The sequence below is a fragment of the Pseudomonas sp. WJP1 genome, from assembly GCF_028471945.1.
GTDB lineage: Bacteria > Pseudomonadota > Gammaproteobacteria > Pseudomonadales > Pseudomonadaceae > Aquipseudomonas.
Genome location: NZ_CP110128.1, coordinates 4,964,499 through 4,984,392, shown reverse-complemented (window position 1 = coordinate 4,984,392; position 19,894 = coordinate 4,964,499). Strand labels below are relative to the sequence as shown.

Annotated in this window: 19 protein-coding genes; 4 read left to right on the top strand and 15 right to left on the bottom strand. The window is 60.2% G+C overall.

The features are described from left to right. Positions 1 to 140: 140 nt before the first annotated feature. Positions 141 to 896, top strand: a complete 756-nt coding sequence (locus OH720_RS22400) for a spermidine synthase (RefSeq protein ID WP_008056991.1) — start codon at positions 141 to 143, stop codon at positions 894 to 896. Positions 897 to 1,010: 114 nt separating this feature from the next. Here the strand turns inward: OH720_RS22400 and OH720_RS22395 are convergent, their stop codons facing one another. Next, positions 1,011 to 1,802: a crotonase/enoyl-CoA hydratase family protein gene (locus tag OH720_RS22395; protein WP_272602951.1), complete on the bottom strand. Its 792-nt coding sequence runs from the start codon at positions 1,800 to 1,802 to the stop codon at positions 1,011 to 1,013. 421 nt (positions 1,803 to 2,223) lie between these two features. Between OH720_RS22395 and OH720_RS22390 the strand changes: the two genes are divergently transcribed. Next, positions 2,224 to 3,897 carry a DEAD/DEAH box helicase gene (locus tag OH720_RS22390; RefSeq protein WP_008056987.1) on the top strand — a complete coding sequence of 558 codons (1,674 nt, stop codon included), beginning with the start codon at positions 2,224 to 2,226 and terminating at the stop codon, positions 3,895 to 3,897. A gap of 76 nt (positions 3,898 to 3,973) precedes the next feature. Here OH720_RS22390 and OH720_RS22385 read toward each other — a convergent pair whose 3' ends face one another. From OH720_RS22385 to minC, 8 genes are all read right to left on the bottom strand, one after another. Further along, a complete protein-coding gene (locus tag OH720_RS22385) occupies positions 3,974 to 6,130 on the bottom strand; it encodes a mechanosensitive ion channel family protein (RefSeq protein ID WP_272602950.1) in 2,157 nt (718 codons plus the stop codon). A 77-nt stretch (positions 6,131 to 6,207) separates the two neighbouring features. Beyond that, positions 6,208 to 6,384, bottom strand: coding sequence for a hypothetical protein (locus OH720_RS22380; protein WP_008056983.1), 177 nt, complete (start codon positions 6,382 to 6,384; stop codon positions 6,208 to 6,210). 230 nt (positions 6,385 to 6,614) lie between these two features. After that, on the bottom strand, positions 6,615 to 7,904 hold the full coding sequence (locus OH720_RS22375) for a M18 family aminopeptidase (RefSeq protein ID WP_046817960.1): 1,290 nt from the start codon (positions 7,902 to 7,904) through the stop codon (positions 6,615 to 6,617). Between the two features lie 296 nt (positions 7,905 to 8,200). After that, positions 8,201 to 9,043: a hypothetical protein gene (locus tag OH720_RS22370; RefSeq protein ID WP_008056979.1), complete on the bottom strand. Its 843-nt coding sequence runs from the start codon at positions 9,041 to 9,043 to the stop codon at positions 8,201 to 8,203. Positions 9,044 to 9,200: 157 nt separating this feature from the next. Then, on the bottom strand, positions 9,201 to 9,836 hold the full coding sequence (locus OH720_RS22365; RefSeq protein WP_008056978.1) for an RluA family pseudouridine synthase: 636 nt from the start codon (positions 9,834 to 9,836) through the stop codon (positions 9,201 to 9,203). A 76-nt stretch (positions 9,837 to 9,912) separates the two neighbouring features. Then, the gene (gene minE, locus OH720_RS22360) at positions 9,913 to 10,167 is read right to left on the bottom strand and encodes a cell division topological specificity factor MinE (RefSeq protein WP_007974947.1); all 255 of its coding nucleotides are present in this window, start codon (positions 10,165 to 10,167) and stop codon (positions 9,913 to 9,915) included. 3 nt (positions 10,168 to 10,170) lie between these two features. Further along, a complete protein-coding gene (gene minD, locus OH720_RS22355; RefSeq protein ID WP_008056976.1) occupies positions 10,171 to 10,983 on the bottom strand; it encodes a septum site-determining protein MinD in 813 nt (270 codons plus the stop codon). A 200-nt stretch (positions 10,984 to 11,183) separates the two neighbouring features. Then, entirely contained in the window at positions 11,184 to 11,921 is a 738-nt protein-coding gene (minC, locus tag OH720_RS22350) for a septum site-determining protein MinC (protein WP_272602949.1), read from the bottom strand. A gap of 118 nt (positions 11,922 to 12,039) precedes the next feature. Here minC and OH720_RS22345 point away from each other — a divergent pair, with 118 nt between their 5' ends. Both OH720_RS22345 and OH720_RS22340 read left to right on the top strand, forming a co-directional pair. Next, a complete protein-coding gene (locus tag OH720_RS22345) occupies positions 12,040 to 12,972 on the top strand; it encodes a lipid A biosynthesis lauroyl acyltransferase (RefSeq protein ID WP_272602948.1) in 933 nt (310 codons plus the stop codon). A gap of 35 nt (positions 12,973 to 13,007) precedes the next feature. After that, a complete protein-coding gene (locus tag OH720_RS22340) occupies positions 13,008 to 14,180 on the top strand; it encodes a patatin-like phospholipase family protein (RefSeq protein WP_272602947.1) in 1,173 nt (390 codons plus the stop codon). A 131-nt stretch (positions 14,181 to 14,311) separates the two neighbouring features. On the opposite strand, the gene OH720_RS22335 is transcribed toward OH720_RS22340, so the two are convergent. The 6 genes from OH720_RS22335 to OH720_RS22310 form a co-directional block, all read right to left on the bottom strand. Further along, positions 14,312 to 15,097, bottom strand: coding sequence for an outer membrane protein OmpK (locus OH720_RS22335; RefSeq protein ID WP_180203468.1), 786 nt, complete (start codon positions 15,095 to 15,097; stop codon positions 14,312 to 14,314). Between the two features lie 26 nt (positions 15,098 to 15,123). Next, positions 15,124 to 15,471, bottom strand: coding sequence for a hypothetical protein (locus OH720_RS22330; RefSeq protein ID WP_272602946.1), 348 nt, complete (start codon positions 15,469 to 15,471; stop codon positions 15,124 to 15,126). Between the two features lies 1 nt (position 15,472). Then, the gene (locus OH720_RS22325; RefSeq protein ID WP_272602945.1) at positions 15,473 to 16,258 is read right to left on the bottom strand and encodes an outer membrane protein OmpK; all 786 of its coding nucleotides are present in this window, start codon (positions 16,256 to 16,258) and stop codon (positions 15,473 to 15,475) included. Between the two features lie 160 nt (positions 16,259 to 16,418). Then, positions 16,419 to 17,771, bottom strand: coding sequence for a nucleobase:cation symporter-2 family protein (locus tag OH720_RS22320; protein ID WP_272602944.1), 1,353 nt, complete (start codon positions 17,769 to 17,771; stop codon positions 16,419 to 16,421). 139 nt (positions 17,772 to 17,910) lie between these two features. Beyond that, positions 17,911 to 19,215: a urate hydroxylase PuuD gene (locus tag OH720_RS22315; RefSeq protein ID WP_180203464.1), complete on the bottom strand. Its 1,305-nt coding sequence runs from the start codon at positions 19,213 to 19,215 to the stop codon at positions 17,911 to 17,913. 51 nt (positions 19,216 to 19,266) lie between these two features. Then, complete coding sequence (locus OH720_RS22310) at positions 19,267 to 19,770, bottom strand: ureidoglycolate lyase (protein ID WP_007993087.1); 504 nt, start codon at positions 19,768 to 19,770, stop codon at positions 19,267 to 19,269. Positions 19,771 to 19,894 lie beyond the last annotated feature (124 nt).

Sequence of the window (19,894 nt, the reverse complement as noted above, 5' to 3'; positions counted from 1 at the left end):
CGCTCGGGCGTCCATGTTATCAGCAATTAGTGCGTGACCTGTTCCCGTCGCTTCGCGGACAATCGCGTCTTTGCCGCTTCCGCTGCGGTTTATCGCGTTGCCGTTTGCCCAAGAAGGCCCGGTGACGATCAGGAGACGAAATGACTGAGGAGCGCGTCGAGCATCTGCTCGCCGAGGTGCAGGACGAATTTGGCGTGATTCGTGTGCTGGAAGTGGCCGATTACCGCTTTCTGGAGTTCGGTGATGCCATCGAACAAAGTTGCGTGTTCACGGCCGATCCAAGCTGGCTCGAGTACGACTATACCCGGGCGATGCTGATTGGCGCGCTGTGTCATGAACAGCCGGAAAGCGCGCTGTTCCTGGGGCTTGGTGCCGGTACGCTGACCCAGGCCTGCCTCAAGTTCCTGCCCCTGGAAGATGTCGAAGCCATCGAACTGCGCCCGGATGTGCCGCGCCTGGCCATCGAGTACCTGGGGCTGGACGACGATCCGCGCCTGTACATCCGCGTGGGCGATGCGCTGGAACTGCTCGACACCGCCGAGCCTGCGGACCTGATTTTTGTCGATCTCTACACCGACGTCGGCCCGGGTGTCGGGCATCTGGCCTGGACTTTCCTGGAGAACTGCCAGAAACGCCTGAATCCGGGCGGCTGGCTGGTGATTAACCAATGGGCCACCGACGATGGCAAGCCACTGGGCGCCGCGTTGCTGCGCGGGCTTTATCATCGCCATTACTGGGAGCTGCCGGTGAAGGAGGGCAACGTGATCCTGATCGTGCCATCGGAACTGGATCAGGTGCTGGACATGGAGAGCCTGACCGCCCGGGCTGAAGCATTGGCGCCGCGGTTGGGGTATTCGTTGCAGTCGTTGATCAAGGCGATTCGCCCGGCCACCTAATCCATTAGTTGTCTGGGCGGGCCCTATCGCGAGCAGGCTCGCTCCCACAGTTGACCGCGGTCCCCTGTGGGAGCGAGCCTGCTCGCGATGACTTTCCAACAGCCACCGCTTCTCTCAGCACCCTTTGAAAACCCCGGGCCGCCGCTCGACCAGCGACTGCACACCTTCCCGGGCATCCTCGCTGACCAGCAACTTCTTCACCAGCGCCGGCAACCCTTGTGCAGCGGCGGTTTCGCCCTCATAACGGGCCTGCCGGGCAGACATCAGAGTTGCCTGAACCCCCAACGGCGCCTGCCGGGCAATGCGCTCGGCCAGTTCAATCGCCCGCGGCAGCAAATCCTCGCTGGCCATGACTTCCTGCACCAGGCCCAGGTGCAAGGCATCATGGGCATCGAATTCGTCGCCGGTCAGCATCCAGCGCATGGCATTGCCCCAGCCAGCCACCTGATGCAGGCGCAACGTCGCGCCGCCGAATGGGAAGATGCCGCGCTGCACCTCCATTTGTGCGAATCGGGTGTTGCTGGCGCACAGGTTGATGTCGGCGGCCAGCATCAACTCGATACCGATGGTCAGGCAGTAGCCCTGGGCGGCGACGATCACCGGTTTGCTGACCCTGGGCCCGGCGAAGACGCCCCACGGGTCGCAACCGCCGGGCGGGGTTTGCCAGCCTTCGGTCAGTGCCGCGCTGGCGCTGACCAGGTCCAGGCCGGCGGTAAAATGCTCGCCATGCCCGAAGACCACGGCCACACGTGCTTCGCTGTCGGCTTCGAATTCACCGTAGGCCAGGCTCAATTCGTTGAGCAGGTCGAGATCAAAGGCGTTGCGCTTGGCGACCCGGTCCAGTCCGATCAACAGGACATGACCACGCTTTTCACGACTCACGCGGCTGGTATTGAGCTCTTTCATGCTGCATTTCCTCGAGCGGCTGAGGGGGCGCAGACCCAAGGTCTGTGGCGGATGGGTGAACCGTTTTAGCGTCATCGCCCGCAGGGCAGGGCCTTTGAAAAGTAGACGCTGGCGCGATTATCCGCAAAGCCTGTGACAGAACGCCGTGGGCGGGAGTTTTGCGATAAAAAAAGGCTCCCTTTTTCGGCAAATTCCGGTATAGTGCGCGCCGGCCTTTAGCCGGGCCGCGTTTAGGTGGCGCAATTCCCCGAAGTCAGATTCGGTTGCACGTTCGCCCAGCGAACTCTTCCTAAACGATTCTTTCATTCATTCGTTTTCGCAAATCCCCGCCGACAAAGCTGCCAGGGCGACTCTTGAGTCTCAACACGGCATGCGCAGCTTTGGAGCATGGGTCTTTGCGGATGCACTTAGAGGCAGACCCATGACCCAGGAAATCGGCGGCTTCGCCGCTCTTGAACTTCATCCTAATATTGTCGCTGCAGTAGTCGCTACCGGCTATGAAGAGCCTTCGGCCATTCAGCAGCAGTCGATCCCGATCATTCTCGCCGGTCACGATATGATTGGCCAGGCGCAAACCGGTACCGGTAAAACCGCTGCCTTTGCCCTGCCTATCCTGCACCGCATTGATCCGTCCAAGCGCGAGCCGCAAGCTCTGATCCTGGCCCCAACTCGTGAGTTGGCGCTACAAGTTGCAACCGCTTTCGAAACCTACGCCAAGCAAATGCCGGGCGTAACTGTTGTGGCTGTCTACGGCGGCGCGCCGATGGGCCCACAATTGAAAGCAATCCGTAATGGCGCACAGATCGTTGTCGCCACTCCGGGCCGTCTGTGCGACCACCTGCGTCGCGACGAAAAAGTTCTGGCGACCGTGAACCACCTGGTTCTCGACGAAGCAGACGAAATGCTCAAGCTGGGCTTCATGGACGACCTGGAAGTCATCTTCAAGGCCATGCCGGAAACCCGCCAGACCGTATTGTTCTCGGCTACCTTGCCGCAATCGATCCGTGCCATCGCTGAGCGCCACCTGCGCGATCCGAAGCACGTGAAGATCCAGAGCAAGACCCAGACCGTTACCGCGATCGAGCAGGCTCACCTGCTGGTTCACGCTGACCAGAAGACTTCTGCCGTTCTCAGCTTGCTGGAAGTGGAAGACTTCGACGCCCTGATCATGTTCGTGCGCACCAAGCAAGCGACCCTGGACCTGGCCAGCGCCCTGGAAGCCAAAGGCTACAAAGCCGCTGCGCTGAACGGTGACATTGCCCAGAACCAGCGTGAGCGCGTCATCGACTCCCTCAAGGATGGCCGTCTGGACATCGTTGTGGCGACCGACGTTGCCGCTCGTGGCCTGGACGTTCCGCGCATCACTCACGTGTTCAACGTTGACATGCCGTACGATCCGGAATCCTACGTTCACCGTATCGGCCGTACCGGCCGTGCCGGTCGCGAAGGTCGTGCGCTGCTGCTGGTGACTCCACGTGAGCGCCGCATGCTGCAAGTGATCGAGCGTGTAACCGGTCAGAAGGTTGCTGAAGTTCGCCTGCCGGACGCTCAAGCCGTTCTGGATGCGCGCATCAAGAAGCTGACCAACAGCCTGTCGCCGCTGGTGGCTGAAGCCGAATCGACCCACGGTGATCTGCTTGATCGCCTGACCGCCGACATCGGTTGCAGCCCGCGTGCCCTGGCCGCAGCCCTGCTGCGCAAGGCAACCAACGGTCAAGCGCTGAACCTGGCCGCTATCGAGAAAGAGCGTCCACTGGTGCCGAACAATGCACCGCGTGGCGATCGTCCAGAGCGTTCCGGTGATCGTCCTGAGCGTGGCGACCGCGAGCGTCGTGCTCCGATGCCGCTGGGCGAAGGTCGTGCTCGTTGCCGTACCGCGCTGGGTGCGCGTGATGGCATTGCGGCCAAGAACCTGCTGGGCGCCATCCTCAACGAAGGTGGTCTGGCGCGTGAAGCCATCGGTCGCATCCAGGTGCGTGACAGCTTCAGCCTCGTCGAACTGCCGGAAGACGGTCTTGAGAAGTTGCTGAGCAAGCTGAAGGACACTCGTGTTGCCGGTAAGCAGTTGAAGCTGCGTCGCTACCGCGAAGATTGATCCGCTCCCGGGCTGATTGATCGAACATAAAAAATCCCCGACTGGTTCGGGGATTTTTTATGCCTGGGTTTTGGGATTATTCCGCAGCTGGCCCACCACCCGCCGTCACCACCTGAATGCTCATGCGCGGTGTCGCCAGGTCCAGCCCGGCTTCATCCAGATGCCGTTTGAGCGACAGGTTGAACGCCCGTGAAACTTCCCATTGCTTGATCGGCGCGGTCTTGAACCGGGCTCGCAGAATCGCATTGCCGGACTCGAAACTCTCCACGCCCTGAAACTCCAGGGGCGACCAGATATTGCGCCGTTGCAGCGGATCGGTGCGCATTTTCTGGCCGACGTCGCGCATCAGCTTGATCGCATTGTCGATGTCCATGCTGGCAGGCACCGCGACCCGGAAGATCGCGTAGCCGAATTCCCGGGAGTAATTCTTGATGCTCTTGATTTCGCTGAACGGAATGGTGTGGACGATGCCGTCGATGTCCCGCAGGCGTACGGTGCGAATGGTCAGGCCCTCGACGGTGCCCAGGTGGCCGCCGACGTCCACGTAGTCGTCGATGGCCAGGGAGTCTTCGATGATGATGAACAGCCCGGTAATCAGGTCGGCCACCAGCGATTGTGCGCCAAAGCCGATGGCCAGGCCGATCACGCCGGCACCGGCCAGCAGTGGCGTAACGTTCATGCCCATGTTCGCCAAGGCGACAATCAGCGCGATGATGAAAATCGCCACGAACAGCACGTTGCGGATCAGCGGCATCATGGTCTGTGCGCGGGCGTTGGCCAGGCCTTTGCGCGAGCGGGTGAGGGCGTGATGCACGGCGGTGTCGCTGAGGATCCAGATCAGCCAGGCAAAGATCAGCGTGCCGATAAGGCTGAACAGTTTGACGCTGACCTCATGGCCTTCGCCTTCGGTGAAGCTGATCAACGACATGCCCCAGACCCGCAGGCCCAGTTCAATGAATGCCAGCCATACCAACAGATGGGCGAGGGTATAGAAGAAGTTTTTCAGGCGTTCCGAATACAGGGCGTGACGCTTCGCGCCGCGTTGCGGTTTGAGCGCGTGGCGGCGCACCAGGCCATTGATGACCATGCACAACACCAGCAGCACGGTGCAGATCAGCGACTGGCGCAGCGCGGTGCTGGTGTCGCCGGCCGAGACGAAGGTAGCGAACAGGGAAATCCCCACCAGCACCAGCGCCGGTACAAACCAGAAGGTGCCGAGAATTTCGATGGTGTCGCTGAGGGCGCGGCGGGTCAGGCGCCGGGACAGCGGCTGGTTGCGGATCAAGTGGGCAATCGGGCGGCGGAAACGCAGGATGAACAACCCCGTGGACAATGCTGCCAACACATTGGCCACCGTCGCTGCGGTGTGGGCCAGGTGCACGCCAAGGCTTTCCGTCAGGCGCGGGTCGTTCAGGGCTTCACCGAAAGCGGCGAAACTGCCGATCAACCATAGCGGGCGGAAGGCCTGGTGCCGCAGGATGTACAGGGCCCTGTGACGATGAGGGCCGTCGAGCAGGGAAAAGGCAATCACGCAGATCGCGGAGAAACAGGTGCCGACCACCAGGGCGTAAGCCAGCACCATGGCCAGGCTTTTACCGAGCGACGATGGCAGGGCGTAACTCATGTAGACGGTGATGACCAGGGCAATCAGCCACGGCCCCAGCTTGCGCAGGGCGAAACGCAGCATGTCCAGGGCCCTGGGGTGTTGCGGCAGTTCTTCGGTCAGGCCGAAACGCATTCGGACTCGATGGCTGACCCAGATCAGCGCCGCCGCCAGCAGGCTCCAGACCATCAGGATCATGGCAAAGGCGAAGATGATCGGCAGCCACTCGCTGGCCGGCAGTGCCAGCGCCATCAATTCATCCTTGGCCAGGTCGAACTCGCTGGACCAGCGAGTGATCGGGCTGTCGGCGCCGGAGAATTGCTTTTCGAAACTGGCCAGGGTTCCGCCAATCAGGCCCAGCACGCCTTCTTCGGCGGCCGGTTGGGCTTTTTTGGTGGCATCGCGCAGCTTCTTCAGATCCGCCAGCAGTTTGCTGCGCTGCTGATCGTTCTCCAGCGACTTGATGACTTCGTCCAGGGATTGCCCAAGGGGTTCCTGCGCCTCGGGTTGGGTTTTTGCCGGGCTGCCAAGCAGGCTCGGCAGCCCGGCGGCCTGGGCAGGCGCTGGCGCCATCAGTGTCATCAGGCAGATTAGGAAAAGGCACGGCAGGGCGAACAGGCGAGCGAACACTAGGCGGTCAACCTCTAAATGGGCAGATCGACCGAGTGTACGAGCCCGTCAAAACCAATGCGAGCGGGGGTGGGGATTTATTCGTTGAGTTTGGCGAGGATCTTGAAGATCACCGTGGCCAGGATCAACAGCATGCCGAGCCACATGGCGAGCACGCCAGCGTTCTTGTCGCGAAAATTGAAACCGACTGCCAGCATGATCATCCCGATAAGAATGGGGATGAGCATGGCGTGGAACGAGGACATCGTGATCATGGCGACTGCCTTGTCGAAAGGGATAAGTGAAGTTTAGGTGGCTTTGCGGGGGCTGCCGTGCGGCAAATCGACTTACCGGCGTAGGTGGTGTGATTGACACACCGCTTCGCTTGGTTCGCTGTAGGAGCCAGCGGTGCGGCGATCCGACTTGCCGGCGAACCAGGCGATGCGGTGCTCCTGGCACACCGCGTCATCGTTCTTCGCCGGCAAGCCTGGCTCCTACAGGTGCCCTACGGCAATTCGCGGCAGGCGTAGAACGCGCTCAGCACTTTGACCAGATGCGCCAGGTCATGGCTGCCGCACAGTTCGCGGATCGAATGCATGGCGAAGGTCGGCAGGCCGATGTCCACGGTACGCACGCCCAGGTGGCTGGCGGTAATCGGGCCGATGGTCGACCCGCAACCCATGTCGCTGCGCACCACGAAGCTCTGTACCGGCACCTCTTCGGCCATGCACAGGTGACGGAAGAACCCGGCGGTTTCGCTGTTGGTGGCGTAGCGCTGGTTGCTGTTGACCTTGATCACGGGGCCGGCGTTGAGTTTCGGGCCGTGATTGGCATCGTGCTTGTCGGCGTAGTTGGGGTGCACGCCGTGGGCGTTGTCGGCCGAAACCAGCAGGGATTTCTGAATGGTACGCACGAACTCATCACCTTCCGGCAGCAGGCGACGCAGCGTCTGCTCCAGCATCGGGCCGTCGGCGCCACAGGCCGAGCAGGAACCGACTTCCTCGTGGTCATTGCAAACAAGGACGCAGGTTTCATCGGTGTCGGTGGTCAGCAGCGCTTGCAGGCCGGCATAACATGACAGCAGGTTGTCCAGGCGCGCGCCGGCGATGAAATCACCGTGCAGGCCGATGACGGCCGCGCTTTGGGTGTCGTAGAAACTCAGTTCGTAATCCAGCACGACATCGGCGTTCAGGCCGTGTTCGCGGGCCAGCTGGTCGGTGAGTACGGCGCGGAAGTCCACGCGCTCGTCACCGGCGAATTGCGCCAGTACCGGCGGCAGTTCGGTCTGGGCGTTGATTGCCCAGCCCATGTTGGCTTCACGGTTGAGGTGAATGGCCAGGTTGGGGATGATCGCAATCGGTGCCTTGAAGTCGATCAACTGGCTCTCGACCTTGCCATCACGACGGAAGGTGACACGACCGGCCAGGGACAGGTCGCGGTCGAACCAGGGGGCCAGCAGGGCGCCGCCATAAACTTCCACGCCCAATTGCCAGAAACCCTGGCGTTGCAGTTCCGGCTGGGGCTTGACCCGCAGGCACGGGCTGTCGGTGTGGGCGCCGACCAGGCGAATGCCGCCGTGCAGCGGCGAGTGCCGGCCCATCTTGATCGCGACGATCGACGAGTCATTGCGGGTGACGTAGTAGCGACCATTGGCTTCGGTGTTCCATGGCTCGCGTTCGTCCAGGCGTTGGAAGCCCGCCGCTTCCAGTCGCTGAACAAGGCTGGCGGTGGCATGAAACGGGGTAGGGGAGGCCTTGAGGAAATCGATCAGGCCTTGGTTCAACTCTTCGCGCATAAGTAGCTCCAGACAGCAATGGCGCCAGTTTAACGTATTGGCCCGAAGCATTGGACAAGAGCTTTCAGCGCCAGGCCTGGCCAGGTGCTCAATGTTATACAGCTTGAAACTGTTGTTGGATGAGATGCCATGGGCTTGCAGGCAGCGGCCGAGCTTGATGTAGTCCGGGCGTTCGCAGTCGTAGCTCAAAAGTAGCCCCAGGCAACAGGAGTGCAAGTTGACCGTATTGGCCTGGGGCAATGCAGGTGCGCTGTCGTCTGGAAATGTCTACCCGGTCCAAAGGCCTGGTGCCGCCGTCAGCCGGTGATCAATTTACCGCTGAGGAAGACTTCACGTCGCTGTTTACGTCCGACATGTTCGTGTTTACTCGGGTGATAAGCCTCATCGAACTGTTTTCGCGAAACGCCGGGAAGCGCCTGGATGTATTGATCAACCAGGTGGTCATAGTCGGCTTCGGTAATCAGTTTGTAGATTTCGCGGTGATAGAAGAACCCCAACTGAAAACCGAGCGTCGCACTGAAGTGAGGGGGTGGCTCGGCAAAACAGTTTTCAAAGTCTATGGCTTGCAACGGTTTTTGCGACTTTTTGGGGATCATGATATTGCCGGCCCAGAAATCCATATGGGTGATGTTCTTTCGGGACAGCGAGCCAAGCAATTCGAACGCGTTGAGAATGAAGGTTACGACCTTGTCCGGGTTGTGTTTAAGCCACCGCATACCGTCGATGTGCTCATCGAGCAGGCGCGTGAGGATGAAGTATTCGCGGGTCAGGCCCAGACGATCCCGTGTATAGCCATATCCCTCCAGCGCGGGCATTGGAGCACCGCGGCGCTGGGCTTCCCGGGTGTTCAGCAACTCTTCCAGTGGCCAGTCGAACCGACCGTTGCGCTGTGGTTTGCCCAGGGTGACGCGCACTTTTGCCTTGAATGTATCCAATGGCTGGACCTTGGCAAACAGCGGCCTGGGGCCAGAGGACAGCGGTGCACTCGCCCGCGTGAGCTTGTTGGCTTTGCGTTTTTTTATGAGTTGTTCAAGCGCCTGTTGCGCTTCGACGCTGGGTGGCTGGCACAGGTGCAGGGTGGTATTGCCGGATACAAAGGTGATGGGGTAGTCGCTTTGAAGCTTTTTACTGCTGAGCACGGGGCTTCCTGCCTGGTATCGAATTGCCATCATTTTACGATTCATTACAAAATTATGACAATGCTTTCACGAAATTTCCATGATTGGTTATTTGTAACGACAAATGACAACGCCCTTCAAAGGAAGGGCGTTTCAAAGAGTTTCAGTGGTCACTCGCTCAAAAAGGTGCGGGGCATTCGAAGCGCAGTCGCTCACCGCTCTGCGGGTGAGTGAAACTGAGCATGCTTGCATGCAGGCACAGGCGTGGCCAGGCGGCCAGGGCTTGCTCATGGGCGTAGAGTCCGTCGCCCAGCAGTGGATGACCGATCGACAGCATGTGTACGCGCAATTGGTGCGAGCGGCCGGTGATTGGCGTGAGTTCGACGCGACACCAATCGCCGCAACGCTCCAGCACACGCCAGAAGGTCAGGGCGTGCTTGCCGAATTCATGGTCCACCACGTGGCGTGGCTTGGTCGGCGGGTCGTAGCGCAGCGGCAAGTCGATGCTGCCACTGTCGAGCGCCGGCTGGCCCCAGCACAATGCGGTGTAGGCTTTTTCGGTTTCGCGGTCGTGAAATTGCCTGGACAGTTCACGGTGTGTGTCGGCATCGCGGGCCAGCAGGATGATGCCGGAGGTTTCCCAATCCAGTCGATGGACGATTCGCGCTTCCGGGTAGCCGTTTTCCTGCAGGCGGGTAATCAGGCAATCCTTGTTGTCGTCGGCCCGGCCGGGCACGGAGAGCAACAGGGTGGGTTTGTTGACCACCAGGACAGCGGCGTCCTCATGGATGATGTGGATATTGGACAGCGGCATTAAACAGCCTCGTTACAAACGCCAACGGCGGTTCAGGCCTGCTGGCCTGAACCGCCGTGGTTCCAGTCGGATCGACTCAGCGATCTGGCAGGGTGATATTGAGTTCCAGAATCGAGCAGCTGCCCTGGCTTTCCAGTGCGACGTGCACGTCATCGGACCCGATATTGACGTACTTGCGAATCACTTCGACCAGTTCCTTCTGCAAGGCTGGCAGGTAATCCGGGGTACTGCGTTGGCCGCGTTCGTGCGCCACGATGATCTGTAGACGCTCTTTCGCTACCGACGCGGTGCTTTGCTTTTTGTTGGCACGAAAGAAGTCAAAAAGGTTCATTGTTTAGTTGCCTCCAAACAGGCGCTCGAAGAATCCCTTCTTCTGTACATCGAGGAAACGATGTTCCACGGTTTTGCCCAGCAGGCGGTCAACGGTATCGCTGTAGGCCTGGCCGGCATCGCTCTGGTCGTCGAGAATCACCGGAACGCCCTGGTTGGATGCCTTGAGCACCGCCTGGGATTCAGGGATCACGCCGAGCAGCGCCACCGAGAGGATTTCCTTGACGTCTTCGACGCCGAGCATTTCGCCCTTGCTTACGCGCTCTGGATGGTAACGGGTAATCAGCAGGTGTTCCTTGATCGGGTCTTCGCCGCGCTCGGCGCGACGGGACTTGCTGGCCAGCAGGCCGAGCATGCGATCGGAGTCACGCACCGAGGACACTTCCGGGTTGGTCACCACGATCGCTTCGTCAGCGAAGTACATGGCCAGGTGGGCGCCTTTTTCGATGCCCGCCGGGGAGTCGCAGACCACGAACTCGAAGTCTTCCTTGAGCTGCATCAGGACTTTTTCCACGCCTTCGACCGTCAGCGCGTCTTTGTCGCGGGTCTGGCTGGCCGCCAGTACGTAGAGGTTTTCCAGGCGCTTGTCTTTGATCAGGGCCTGTTGCAGGTTGGCTTCGCCGTTGACCACGTTGACGAAGTCATACACCACGCGGCGCTCGCAACCCATGATCAGGTCAAGGTTACGCAAACCGACGTCGAAGTCGACGATGACTGTTTTGTGACCGCGCAGAGCGAGGCCGGTACCGATAGCGGCGCTGGTGGTGGTCTTACCCACACCACCCTTGCCGGATGTAACCACGAGAATCTTGGCCAAGGTGTTTCACCCCTAAGGAAAAAGGACTTTTAGCCCCTGAAAAACATCTCTTGAAAACTACAGCAGCGGGACAGCCTTGGCTGGAATATGGCCGCAGACGGCATTTACCCCCGGTAAACACTGTTTGTAGCCTGTTTCCTACTTCGTTTGAGCCGTTTTCGCTACGTTTTAGAGATGCTTGGAAAATGCGGCAGTATCCGTTAAAGCCGAATGATGTTCAACACGTCGCCTGACAGGCTGACCTGCACGCCCGAGCCCCACAACGGGTCGCGGCGCAGATCTTCGGAAACCTTGTAATGACCGGCGATGGAGATCAGTTCAGCGCTCATTTGCTGGCAGAAAATTCGTGCCTTGGTGTCGCCTTTGACGCCCGCCAGCACACGACCGCGCATCGCGCCGTATACATGGATGTTCCCATCGGCGAGAAGTTCCGCCCCCGGGCTGACCGAGGAGATCACCACCAGATCGCTGCCCTGGGCATAAATCTGCTGGCCACCGCGTACTGGCGAAGTGATAATTTTCGTCGGTTTGATGGTCGGTTCCGCTGGTTTTTCCGGCTTTTTCGCCACGACGCCTTCGTTCAAGTCCAGCGCCCGTTCGCGGGCCCCGGACGGCGGCAGTACCGGCAGGTCGACCGCGATGGCCGCCGCGATGTCTTCGATGCGGCTGGCGCGGATAGCCAGGGTACGAAGGCCATGCTGGCGGCAGATGCGCATCAGGCCGGGCAGATCGACGGTGCCGCCGTTGGCCGGGAGCTTGTCCAGGGCCAGGACCAGCGGCGCGTTACTGAAGAAGTTCGGCGCTTGGGCGACTTTGGCGGCCAACTGCCGATCGAGGCCTTCAAGGTCATTTCGGGCCAGTTCCAGCACCGTTATGGCAAGCATGCTGCCCTTCAACTGGAACACGGGATCTTGGTCTAGCAGTTCGGTTTGGCTCATGGTCGGCATACAACGACTTGTCACTAAAAGTGCCCAGACTTATAACGAGAACGCCCGCGAGCCGCAAGCCGGGTCGAACGATGTAGAATGCGCGGCCAACGTCTTTTCGGAACCTTTAATGGATCGCCCGCGTTTTCGAACAACTTTTCTGATGCCGCGTTTCTGGCCGCTCTGGTGCGGCCTGGGGCTGTTATGGCTGATTGTCCAGCTGCCGTACCCTGTATTGCTGTGGATCGGTCGGGGCTTGGGTGCCTTGATGTATCGAGCAGCGGCCGACCGGCGGCGCATTGCCAAGCGTAATCTGGAACTGTGCTTCCCGGAAAAATCCGCGGCCGAGCGCAAGCGCCTGTTAAAGGAAAACTTCGCGTCCACCGGTATCGCTTTCTTCGAAATGGCGATGAGCTGGTGGTGGTCGCGCGAGCGGCTGGCGAAACTGGCTCATGTCGAGGGCCTGGAGCACCTGAAGAATGCCCAGCGTGAGGGCAAGGGCGTGATCCTGATGGCCGTCCACTTCACCACGCTGGAAATCGGTGCGGCGCTGCTTGGCCAGCAGCACACCATCGACGGCATGTACCGCGAACACAAGAACCCGCTATTCGATTATGTGCAGCGTCGCGGTCGTGAGCGGCATAACCTCGATTCGCTCGCCGTGGAACGCGAGGACGTGCGTGGCATGCTCAAGTTGCTGCGGGCCGGCCGCGCGATCTGGTACGCGCCGGACCAGGATTATGGCGCCAAGCAAAGCATTTTCGTGCCGTTGTTCGGCATACAGGCCGCCACCGTCACCGCCACCAGCAAATTCGCGCGGCTGGGCAAGGCGCTGGTGGTGCCGTTCACCCAGGAGCGCCTGGCGGACGGGAGTGGTTATCGCCTGGTGATCCACGCACCGCTCGAAGGCTTTCCTGGTGAAACCGAAGAAGCCGACTGCTTGCGCATCAACCAATGGATCGAAGGCGTCTTGCGCGATTGTCCAGAGCAATACCTCTGGGCCCATCGCCGCTTCAAGAGCCGTCCGCCCGGCGAACCGAAGCTGTACGCAAAGCGCGGCTAACCGGCCGATCCCGAAATGCACCATGGAGTGTTGCGATGAGTCCTGCTGAACCCGTCACTGGGTTGATCCTTTCCGGCGGCGGGGCTCGGGCGGCCTATCAGGTGGGCGTGCTGGCGGCGATTGCCGAGTTGCTGCCCTTGGGCGCGGACAATCCTTTTCCGGTGATTGTCGGCACCTCCGCCGGGGCGATCAATGCGGTTAGCCTGGCCAGCGGGGCGATGGATTTTCGCGCGGCCATCGAGCGGCTGACGGCGTTCTGGCAGGGTTTTCGCAGCCACCTGGTGTTGCGCAGCGACTGGCCGGGCGTGATCAGCCAGGCCACCCGGTTCGTCAGTCACAGCTTGTTGGGCCTTGGCGCCCAGGTGCCCGTGGCGTTGCTCAACAGCTCGCCGCTACGCGGATTGCTCGACGACAAACTGCACATGGGCGGCATAGCCCACGCCATCGCGCAGAAGCAGTTGCAGGCCGTCGCGGTCACGGCGTTCGGCTACGAGTCCGGTCAGGCGGTGACGTTCTATCAGGGCGGCGGCACCATTGACGCCTGGTTGCGTCATCGGCGGATCGGCGTTCCCACCCAATTGTCCGTTGACCATTTGCTCGCCAGTTCGGCCATTCCGCTGTTGTTCGCTCCGGTGAAAATCGGCGAAGAATATTTCGGCGACGGCGCGGTGCGCCAATCGGCACCGATCAGCCCGGCCTTGCATCTGGGCGCCAACCGGGTGCTGGTGGTGGGCGTCAGCGGTAACCCGCGCGGGGTCGACCCGGAACAACCGCTGCAACGCGCCTACACGGGTCAGCAGCCAACCCTGGCGCAGATCGGTGGACACATGCTCAACAGTACGTTCATCGATAGCCTGGAAAGCGATATCGAGCTCTTGCAGCGCTTGAATCAGTTCAGTCGCCTCATGCCCGATGGCACGCCGATCCGAACGCTGGGGGTGGCGCCGGTGGAGGTGTTGGTGATTTCACCCAGCCAGCCGATCGACGAGATCGCCGCGCGCCATCGCCAGGAACTGCCAGCGGCGCTGCGTCTGTTTTTGCGTGGGCCGGGGGCGACGAAGACCAGCGGGGCAGGGGTGTTGAGTTATCTGCTGTTCGAGGCGGGGTATTGCAGCGAGTTGATTGATCTGGGGCGGCGGGATGCGCTGGCCAAGCGCGGGGAGATTTGCCGGTTTCTCGGGTTGGCGGAGCCTGTGGTTTTGGCGTGAGATTGGCGGTGCGGCCATCGCGGGCAAGCCCGCTCCCACAGTGATTGGCGTCGGACACAAAATTTTCGTACGACGAAAAAACCTGTAGGAGCGGGCTTGCCCGCGAAGGCGTCCTTACAGACGCCGTCGGATCAGAAGTGCACCTTGACCAGGAAGCTGGTCACGCTCTGATCGGTCTTGAAGCCCTGGCTGTCTTCGATACCGTACTTGTTTTTCCAGTAGTCATACTCGACACCCACGTACAGCTGCTTTTCGCCCAGGCTCAGCGCCTTGCCCAGGTCATATTTGATCTGTGGGTTGAAGTGCAGGTTGGCGTGGTATTCGCCTTTCTTGTTGACGTCGTTGTCGACTACCCAGTCCATGAAACCGTCGATCAGGATGCTCGAGTCGCCCACCGGAATGGTGTAGGACCAGGCCGGCGTGACCTGCCAGATGTTGTCACCCGGGCGATCGCCTTCGGTGTGGCGGTTGTAGAAGTTCAGCTGGAAGTAGTCGAAGCCGGGGATGGCCAGGTCGAAACCCGGGCCGATCAGGTACGATTCGGTGTCGTCTTCGCCGAACTCATAGGTCATGGCCAGCAGCACGTCCTTGATCGGGCCGAACTCCAGCTTCTGGTCAAAAATCTTGTTGAACGACAAGCGCGGGCTGAATTCGCCGTAGTGGGTGTTCTTGCCCGCGAAGGCGTCTTCCTTACCGTTGTAGAAGATTTTGTCGATGAAGAAGAAGTTGTCGCCGTATTTCCAGCCGTCGGCGTGTTCGAAGGTCACCGTCTGCTGGATGCGCGGGTTGACCTGGAAGTCCTTGCCATACAGGTAGGTCAGGCTGTTGTTCTGCCATTGCAGCAAGTCGCCGGCCATGGCCTGACCCCCTGCCAGCAACGATCCTGCCAGCATCAGGCTAGTGCACGTACGTTTCATTCGGTTGCTCCCAAAAAGTAGTGGTTTCACGTTATTTTTTTAAGGTCGACGCTCTGGTGTGGCGCCTTTTTCCGTAGCTGCAAAAAAATCATCCATTCGGTCAGCTTTGTGCTGTTAGCAAGAGCTGCGCCAAGGCTTTCAGAAAACAAAAAAACTCCCGCTCGGCTGCCTGAAAACAGTCGATTGAGAGTGGTTTGGGGATGCCTTGGTACCGTCCAGAGCCGGGATAAGTTGGCTTTCTGGTCAGGAATTAAATCCGGGCTTTTTTTTAAAGCGGATTCAGGCGGCCGCGGAGAATACTGACTCCTCGGCCAGGTCTCAAGTGCCCCGCAACAGCGCACCGACGACAGGTTTGGGGCACGGTTGCGGATCATCTTAGAAATGCACCTTCACCAGCAGGCTGGTGGTGTTTTCATTGGTGTCGAAGTTGCCAGTGTTTTCGATGCCGTATTTGTCCTTCCAGTAGCTGTATTCGACGCCGACGTACACCTGTTTCTCCCGCCAGCCGAGGGTTTTGCCCAGGTCGTATTTGATCTGTGGGTTGAAGTGCACGTTGGCGTGATAGGTGCCGCGCGAGTTCTGGTCGTTGTCGACGACCCAGTCGAGGTAGCCGTCGATCAGCAGGCTCGAGTTGCCCAGTGGCACGGTGTAGGACCAGGCCGGCGAGATCTGCCAGACATCGTCGCCGGGACGCGAGCCTTCGGTCTGGCGATAGTAGAAGTTCAAGGTGAAAAAGTTGAAACCCGGTATCGCGATGTCGAAACCGGGGCCAATGAGGTAGGCCTCGCTGTCGTCTTCGCCATTCTCGTAGGTCAGGGCCAGCAACACGTCCTTGATCGGGCCGAATTCGAAACGGCGATCGAGGATCTTGCCGAAGGACAGTCGCGGGCTGAACTCGCCGTAGTAGGCGTGAGAGCCTTTGTTGCGGTCCTTCTCGCCGTTGTAGTAGGTGCTGTCGACAAACATGAAGTTGTCGCCGTACTTCCAGCGATCGGCGTGTTCGAAGGTGATCGTCTGCTGGATCGACGGGTTGACCGCGAAATCCTTGCCGTACAGATAGCTCAGGCTGTTGGTTTGCCACAACAGCAAATCGCCGGCCATGGCTTGACTCGCGGCCAGGAGGCCAGCACCCAACAGCATGTTTTTCTGTGTACGAATCATCTGTTGCTCCCTCTTGTTTTTATTTTTCAAGGCGCAGGAAACCCCTGCCCCTTTAGGAGCGAGCCTGCTCGCGATAGCGTTGAATCAGTCAACTCAAGTGTTGAATGTCATACCGTCATCGCGAGCAGGCTCGCTCCTACAGGGGGTGTGCGTTTCTGTCTTAGTGGGCGTGGCAGTCGTTGATGGCCGCGCGTTCGGTGCCGCCGAGGATGTTGAACAGCAGGTTCAAGGTCAGGGCGCTAAGCGTGGCCATGGCGATACCGCTGTGGGTTATCGGGCTCATCCACACCGGCAGGTGGGCGAAAAATTCCGGACGTACCACCGGGATCAGGCCCATGCCGATGCTTACCGCCACCAGCAATTGGTTGCGTCGGTCACCGATGTCGGCTTCCTGCAGGATCTTGATCCCGGTGGCGGCGACCATGCCGAACATCGCGATCGCCGCGCCGCCCAGCACCGCCGGTGGAATCGAGGCCACGAGGAACGCGGCCTTGGGCAGCAGGCTCAGTACGATCAGCAAGCCGCCGGCAACGATGGTCACCGAGCGGCAACGCACGCCGGTCATCTGCACCAGGCCGATGTTCTGCGCGAAGGAGGAGTGGGTGAAGGTGTTGAAGAAGCCGGCGAAGAACGAGGCGCCGGCGTCACACAGCAAGCCGCGACGCAGCATCCGTGGGCAGACCTCCTGGCCGGTGATTTTCCCCAGGGCCAGGAACATCCCGGTGGATTCGACGAAAATGATCACCACCACCAGGCACATCGAGAGGATCGGCGCGAGCTCGAATTTCGGCATGCCGAAGTGCAGCGGGGTGACAAATTGCAGCCATGGCGCCTGGGCCATGCCGCTGAGGTCGACCATGCCCAGCAGGCCGCAGAGCACGTAGCCCAGGCACATGCCGATCAGCACGGAAATATTCACCCAGAAACCGCGCATGAAGCGATGCACCAGCAGGATGGTGCCCAGCACCAGCGCGGCGATGGTCAGGTAGATCGGCGAACCAAATTGAGCGGCGTCAGCACCGCCACCGGCCCAGTTCACGGCCACGGGGAACAGCGACAAACCGATCGAGGTGATGACCGTGCCTGTGACCAGGGGCGGGAAGAAGCGCACGACTTTGGACATGAACGGCGCGATGAGCATGCCGAAGAACCCGGCGGCGATGGTCGCGCCGAAGATCCCCTGCAGGCCGATGCCCGGCATGCCAGCCATGGCGACCATGCTGCCGACGGCGGCGAAACTGGCACCCATCATCACCGGCATGCGGATGCCCATGGGGCCGATGCCGAGAGACTGGACGATGGTGGCGATGCCGGCGACCAGCAGGTCGGCGTTGATCAGGAAGGCGATTTCTTCACGATTCAGGCCAGCGGCCTGTCCGATGATCAGCGGCACCGCGATGGCGCCGCCGTACATCAGCAGAACATGTTGCAGACCGACCAGGATCAGTTGCAAAAGGGGCAAACGCTGAATGGCGGGTGCGTCGGGGATGCGTGCTTGGGAGAGCTCGGACATGCAACACCTCGGATCATTTTTATTCTTGTGATTTTTTGCATCAGGGCGACCGCATCGCGGCCAATCGCTGGCAAGCCAGCTCCCACAGGATTTAGGTGATCCCTGTGGGAGCTGGCTTGCCAGCGATGCTTTTCGCTACTTAATTGGTCGGAGCACCCTGAACGATCCAGGCGCCGATCAGGTCACGTTCCTGCTGGGTCATCTGGGTGATGTTGCCCAACGGCATGATCTGGGTGGCGACAGCTTGAGCCTGGATGCGCGCCGCGTTCTGGCGGATCTGCTCGGGGGTGTCGAACATGACGCCGGCAGGAGCGGCGCTGAACAGCGGGCTGGTCGGCTTGGCCGAATGGCAGACTGCGCAACGTTCCTGGATCACGCTGTGCACCTTGTCGAAACCAGGACCGGCATTGGACGCCTGGGCTGGCGCGGCTGCGGGGGCTTCGGCAGGTTTTGCTTCAGCTGGTTTCAAACCACCACCCACTGCTGTTTCCGGCAGAGGCTGGTATTCGATCGCGGCAGGTGCCTTGGCCACTTCAGGCGCGCTCGACATCGGCTTCGGACCGGACACATATGCCAGGCAAATCATGCCCACCGCTGCCACCGGCAGGGTCCAGGCAAACTTGTGGCTGTCGTGACGGGTGTTGAAGTAGTGACGCACCAACACCGCCAGCACCGCGATCCCGGCCAGGATCAACCAGTTGTACTGGCTGCCGTAGGTGCTCGGGAAGTGGTTGCTGATCATGATGAACAGCACCGGCAAGGTGAAGTAGTTGTTGTGACGCGAACGCAGCAGGCCTTTGGCCGGCAGTGCCGGATCGGGCGTGCGGTTCTCGGCGATGGCCGCTACCAGAGCGCGTTGCGCCGGCATGATGATGCGGAACACGTTGCCGACCATGATGGTGCCGATGATCGCGCCGACGTGCAGGTAAGCACCACGACCGCTGAACACCTTGCTGAAGCCATAGGCGGCGCCGATGATCAACACGAACAGGATGAAACCCAGCAGGGCAGGGCGTTTGCCCAGGGCCGAGTCGCAGAGGAAGGAGTAGATGAACCAGCCGATGAACAGCGAGCCGATACCGATGGCCACGCCTTCAGGGCCGCTCAGGGTGCTGCCCGGAGCAAGCAGGTAGAGCGTTGGGTTGGAGTAGAACACCACGCACAGCAGCGCGATCCCCGACATCCAGGTGAAGTAGGCTTCCCATTTGAACCAGTGCAGGTTGTCCGGCATGGTCGGTGGGGCCAGCTTGTATTTTTCCAGGTGGTAGATACCGCCGCCGTGGATCGCCCACAAGTCACCGGCCAGACCGCTTTTCGGGTTGACCCGATTGAGGTTGTTTTCCAGCCAGACGAAGTAGAACGACGCACCGATCCAGGCCACGCCAGTAATCATGTGAACCCAGCGCACGCTCAGGTTCAGCCATTCCAACAGATGTGCTTCCACAGTCTTTACCTCTCGCCCGTCACTCTTGTTGTCGAGTGATCGGACCTTCTCTTATTGGTGGGGGGCGAGGATCAAACGCTCATCCTCTTTGAAAAAATGCTCATCGCAGTTATTGCCTGTGCCACTGCGATCAACCACCAGGAAGTCATCCCGCTTTTCGATCGTCAGCACCGGGTGGTGCCAGACGCCGCGATGGTAATTAATGCCCTGCCTGCCGTTGGTAACGAAGGCGCGGACCAAGCCTGATACAGGTTCATCGCCAAGTGGCGCGACCACGATCAGAAAGGGGTTGCCGAGCAGCGGAATGAAAGCCTGGCTGCCCAGCGGATGACGCTCCAGCATGCTGACGGTCAGCGGCATGTCCTGCGCATCGGCGCGGAAGATGCTGATGATCGCGTTGTCCTCTGGCTTTGCGGTTTCGACCACAGCCAGTTTATGGAAGCGCATGGTCGAACCGTTGTTGATCATGAAGTGATCGCTGCCGTCGGTTTCGATCACGTCACCGAAAGGGGCGAAGGCTTCTTTGGTCAGCGGTTCAATCGTCAGTGTGCGCATGCTGGTCTTCTTATCCAAAATTCTGTGTTGTTAGAACTATCGCCATCGCGGGCAAGCCCGCTCCCACAGTGGACTGTGGCGTTCACAAGACCTGTGGGAGCTGGCTTGCCAGCGATTGGGTTCA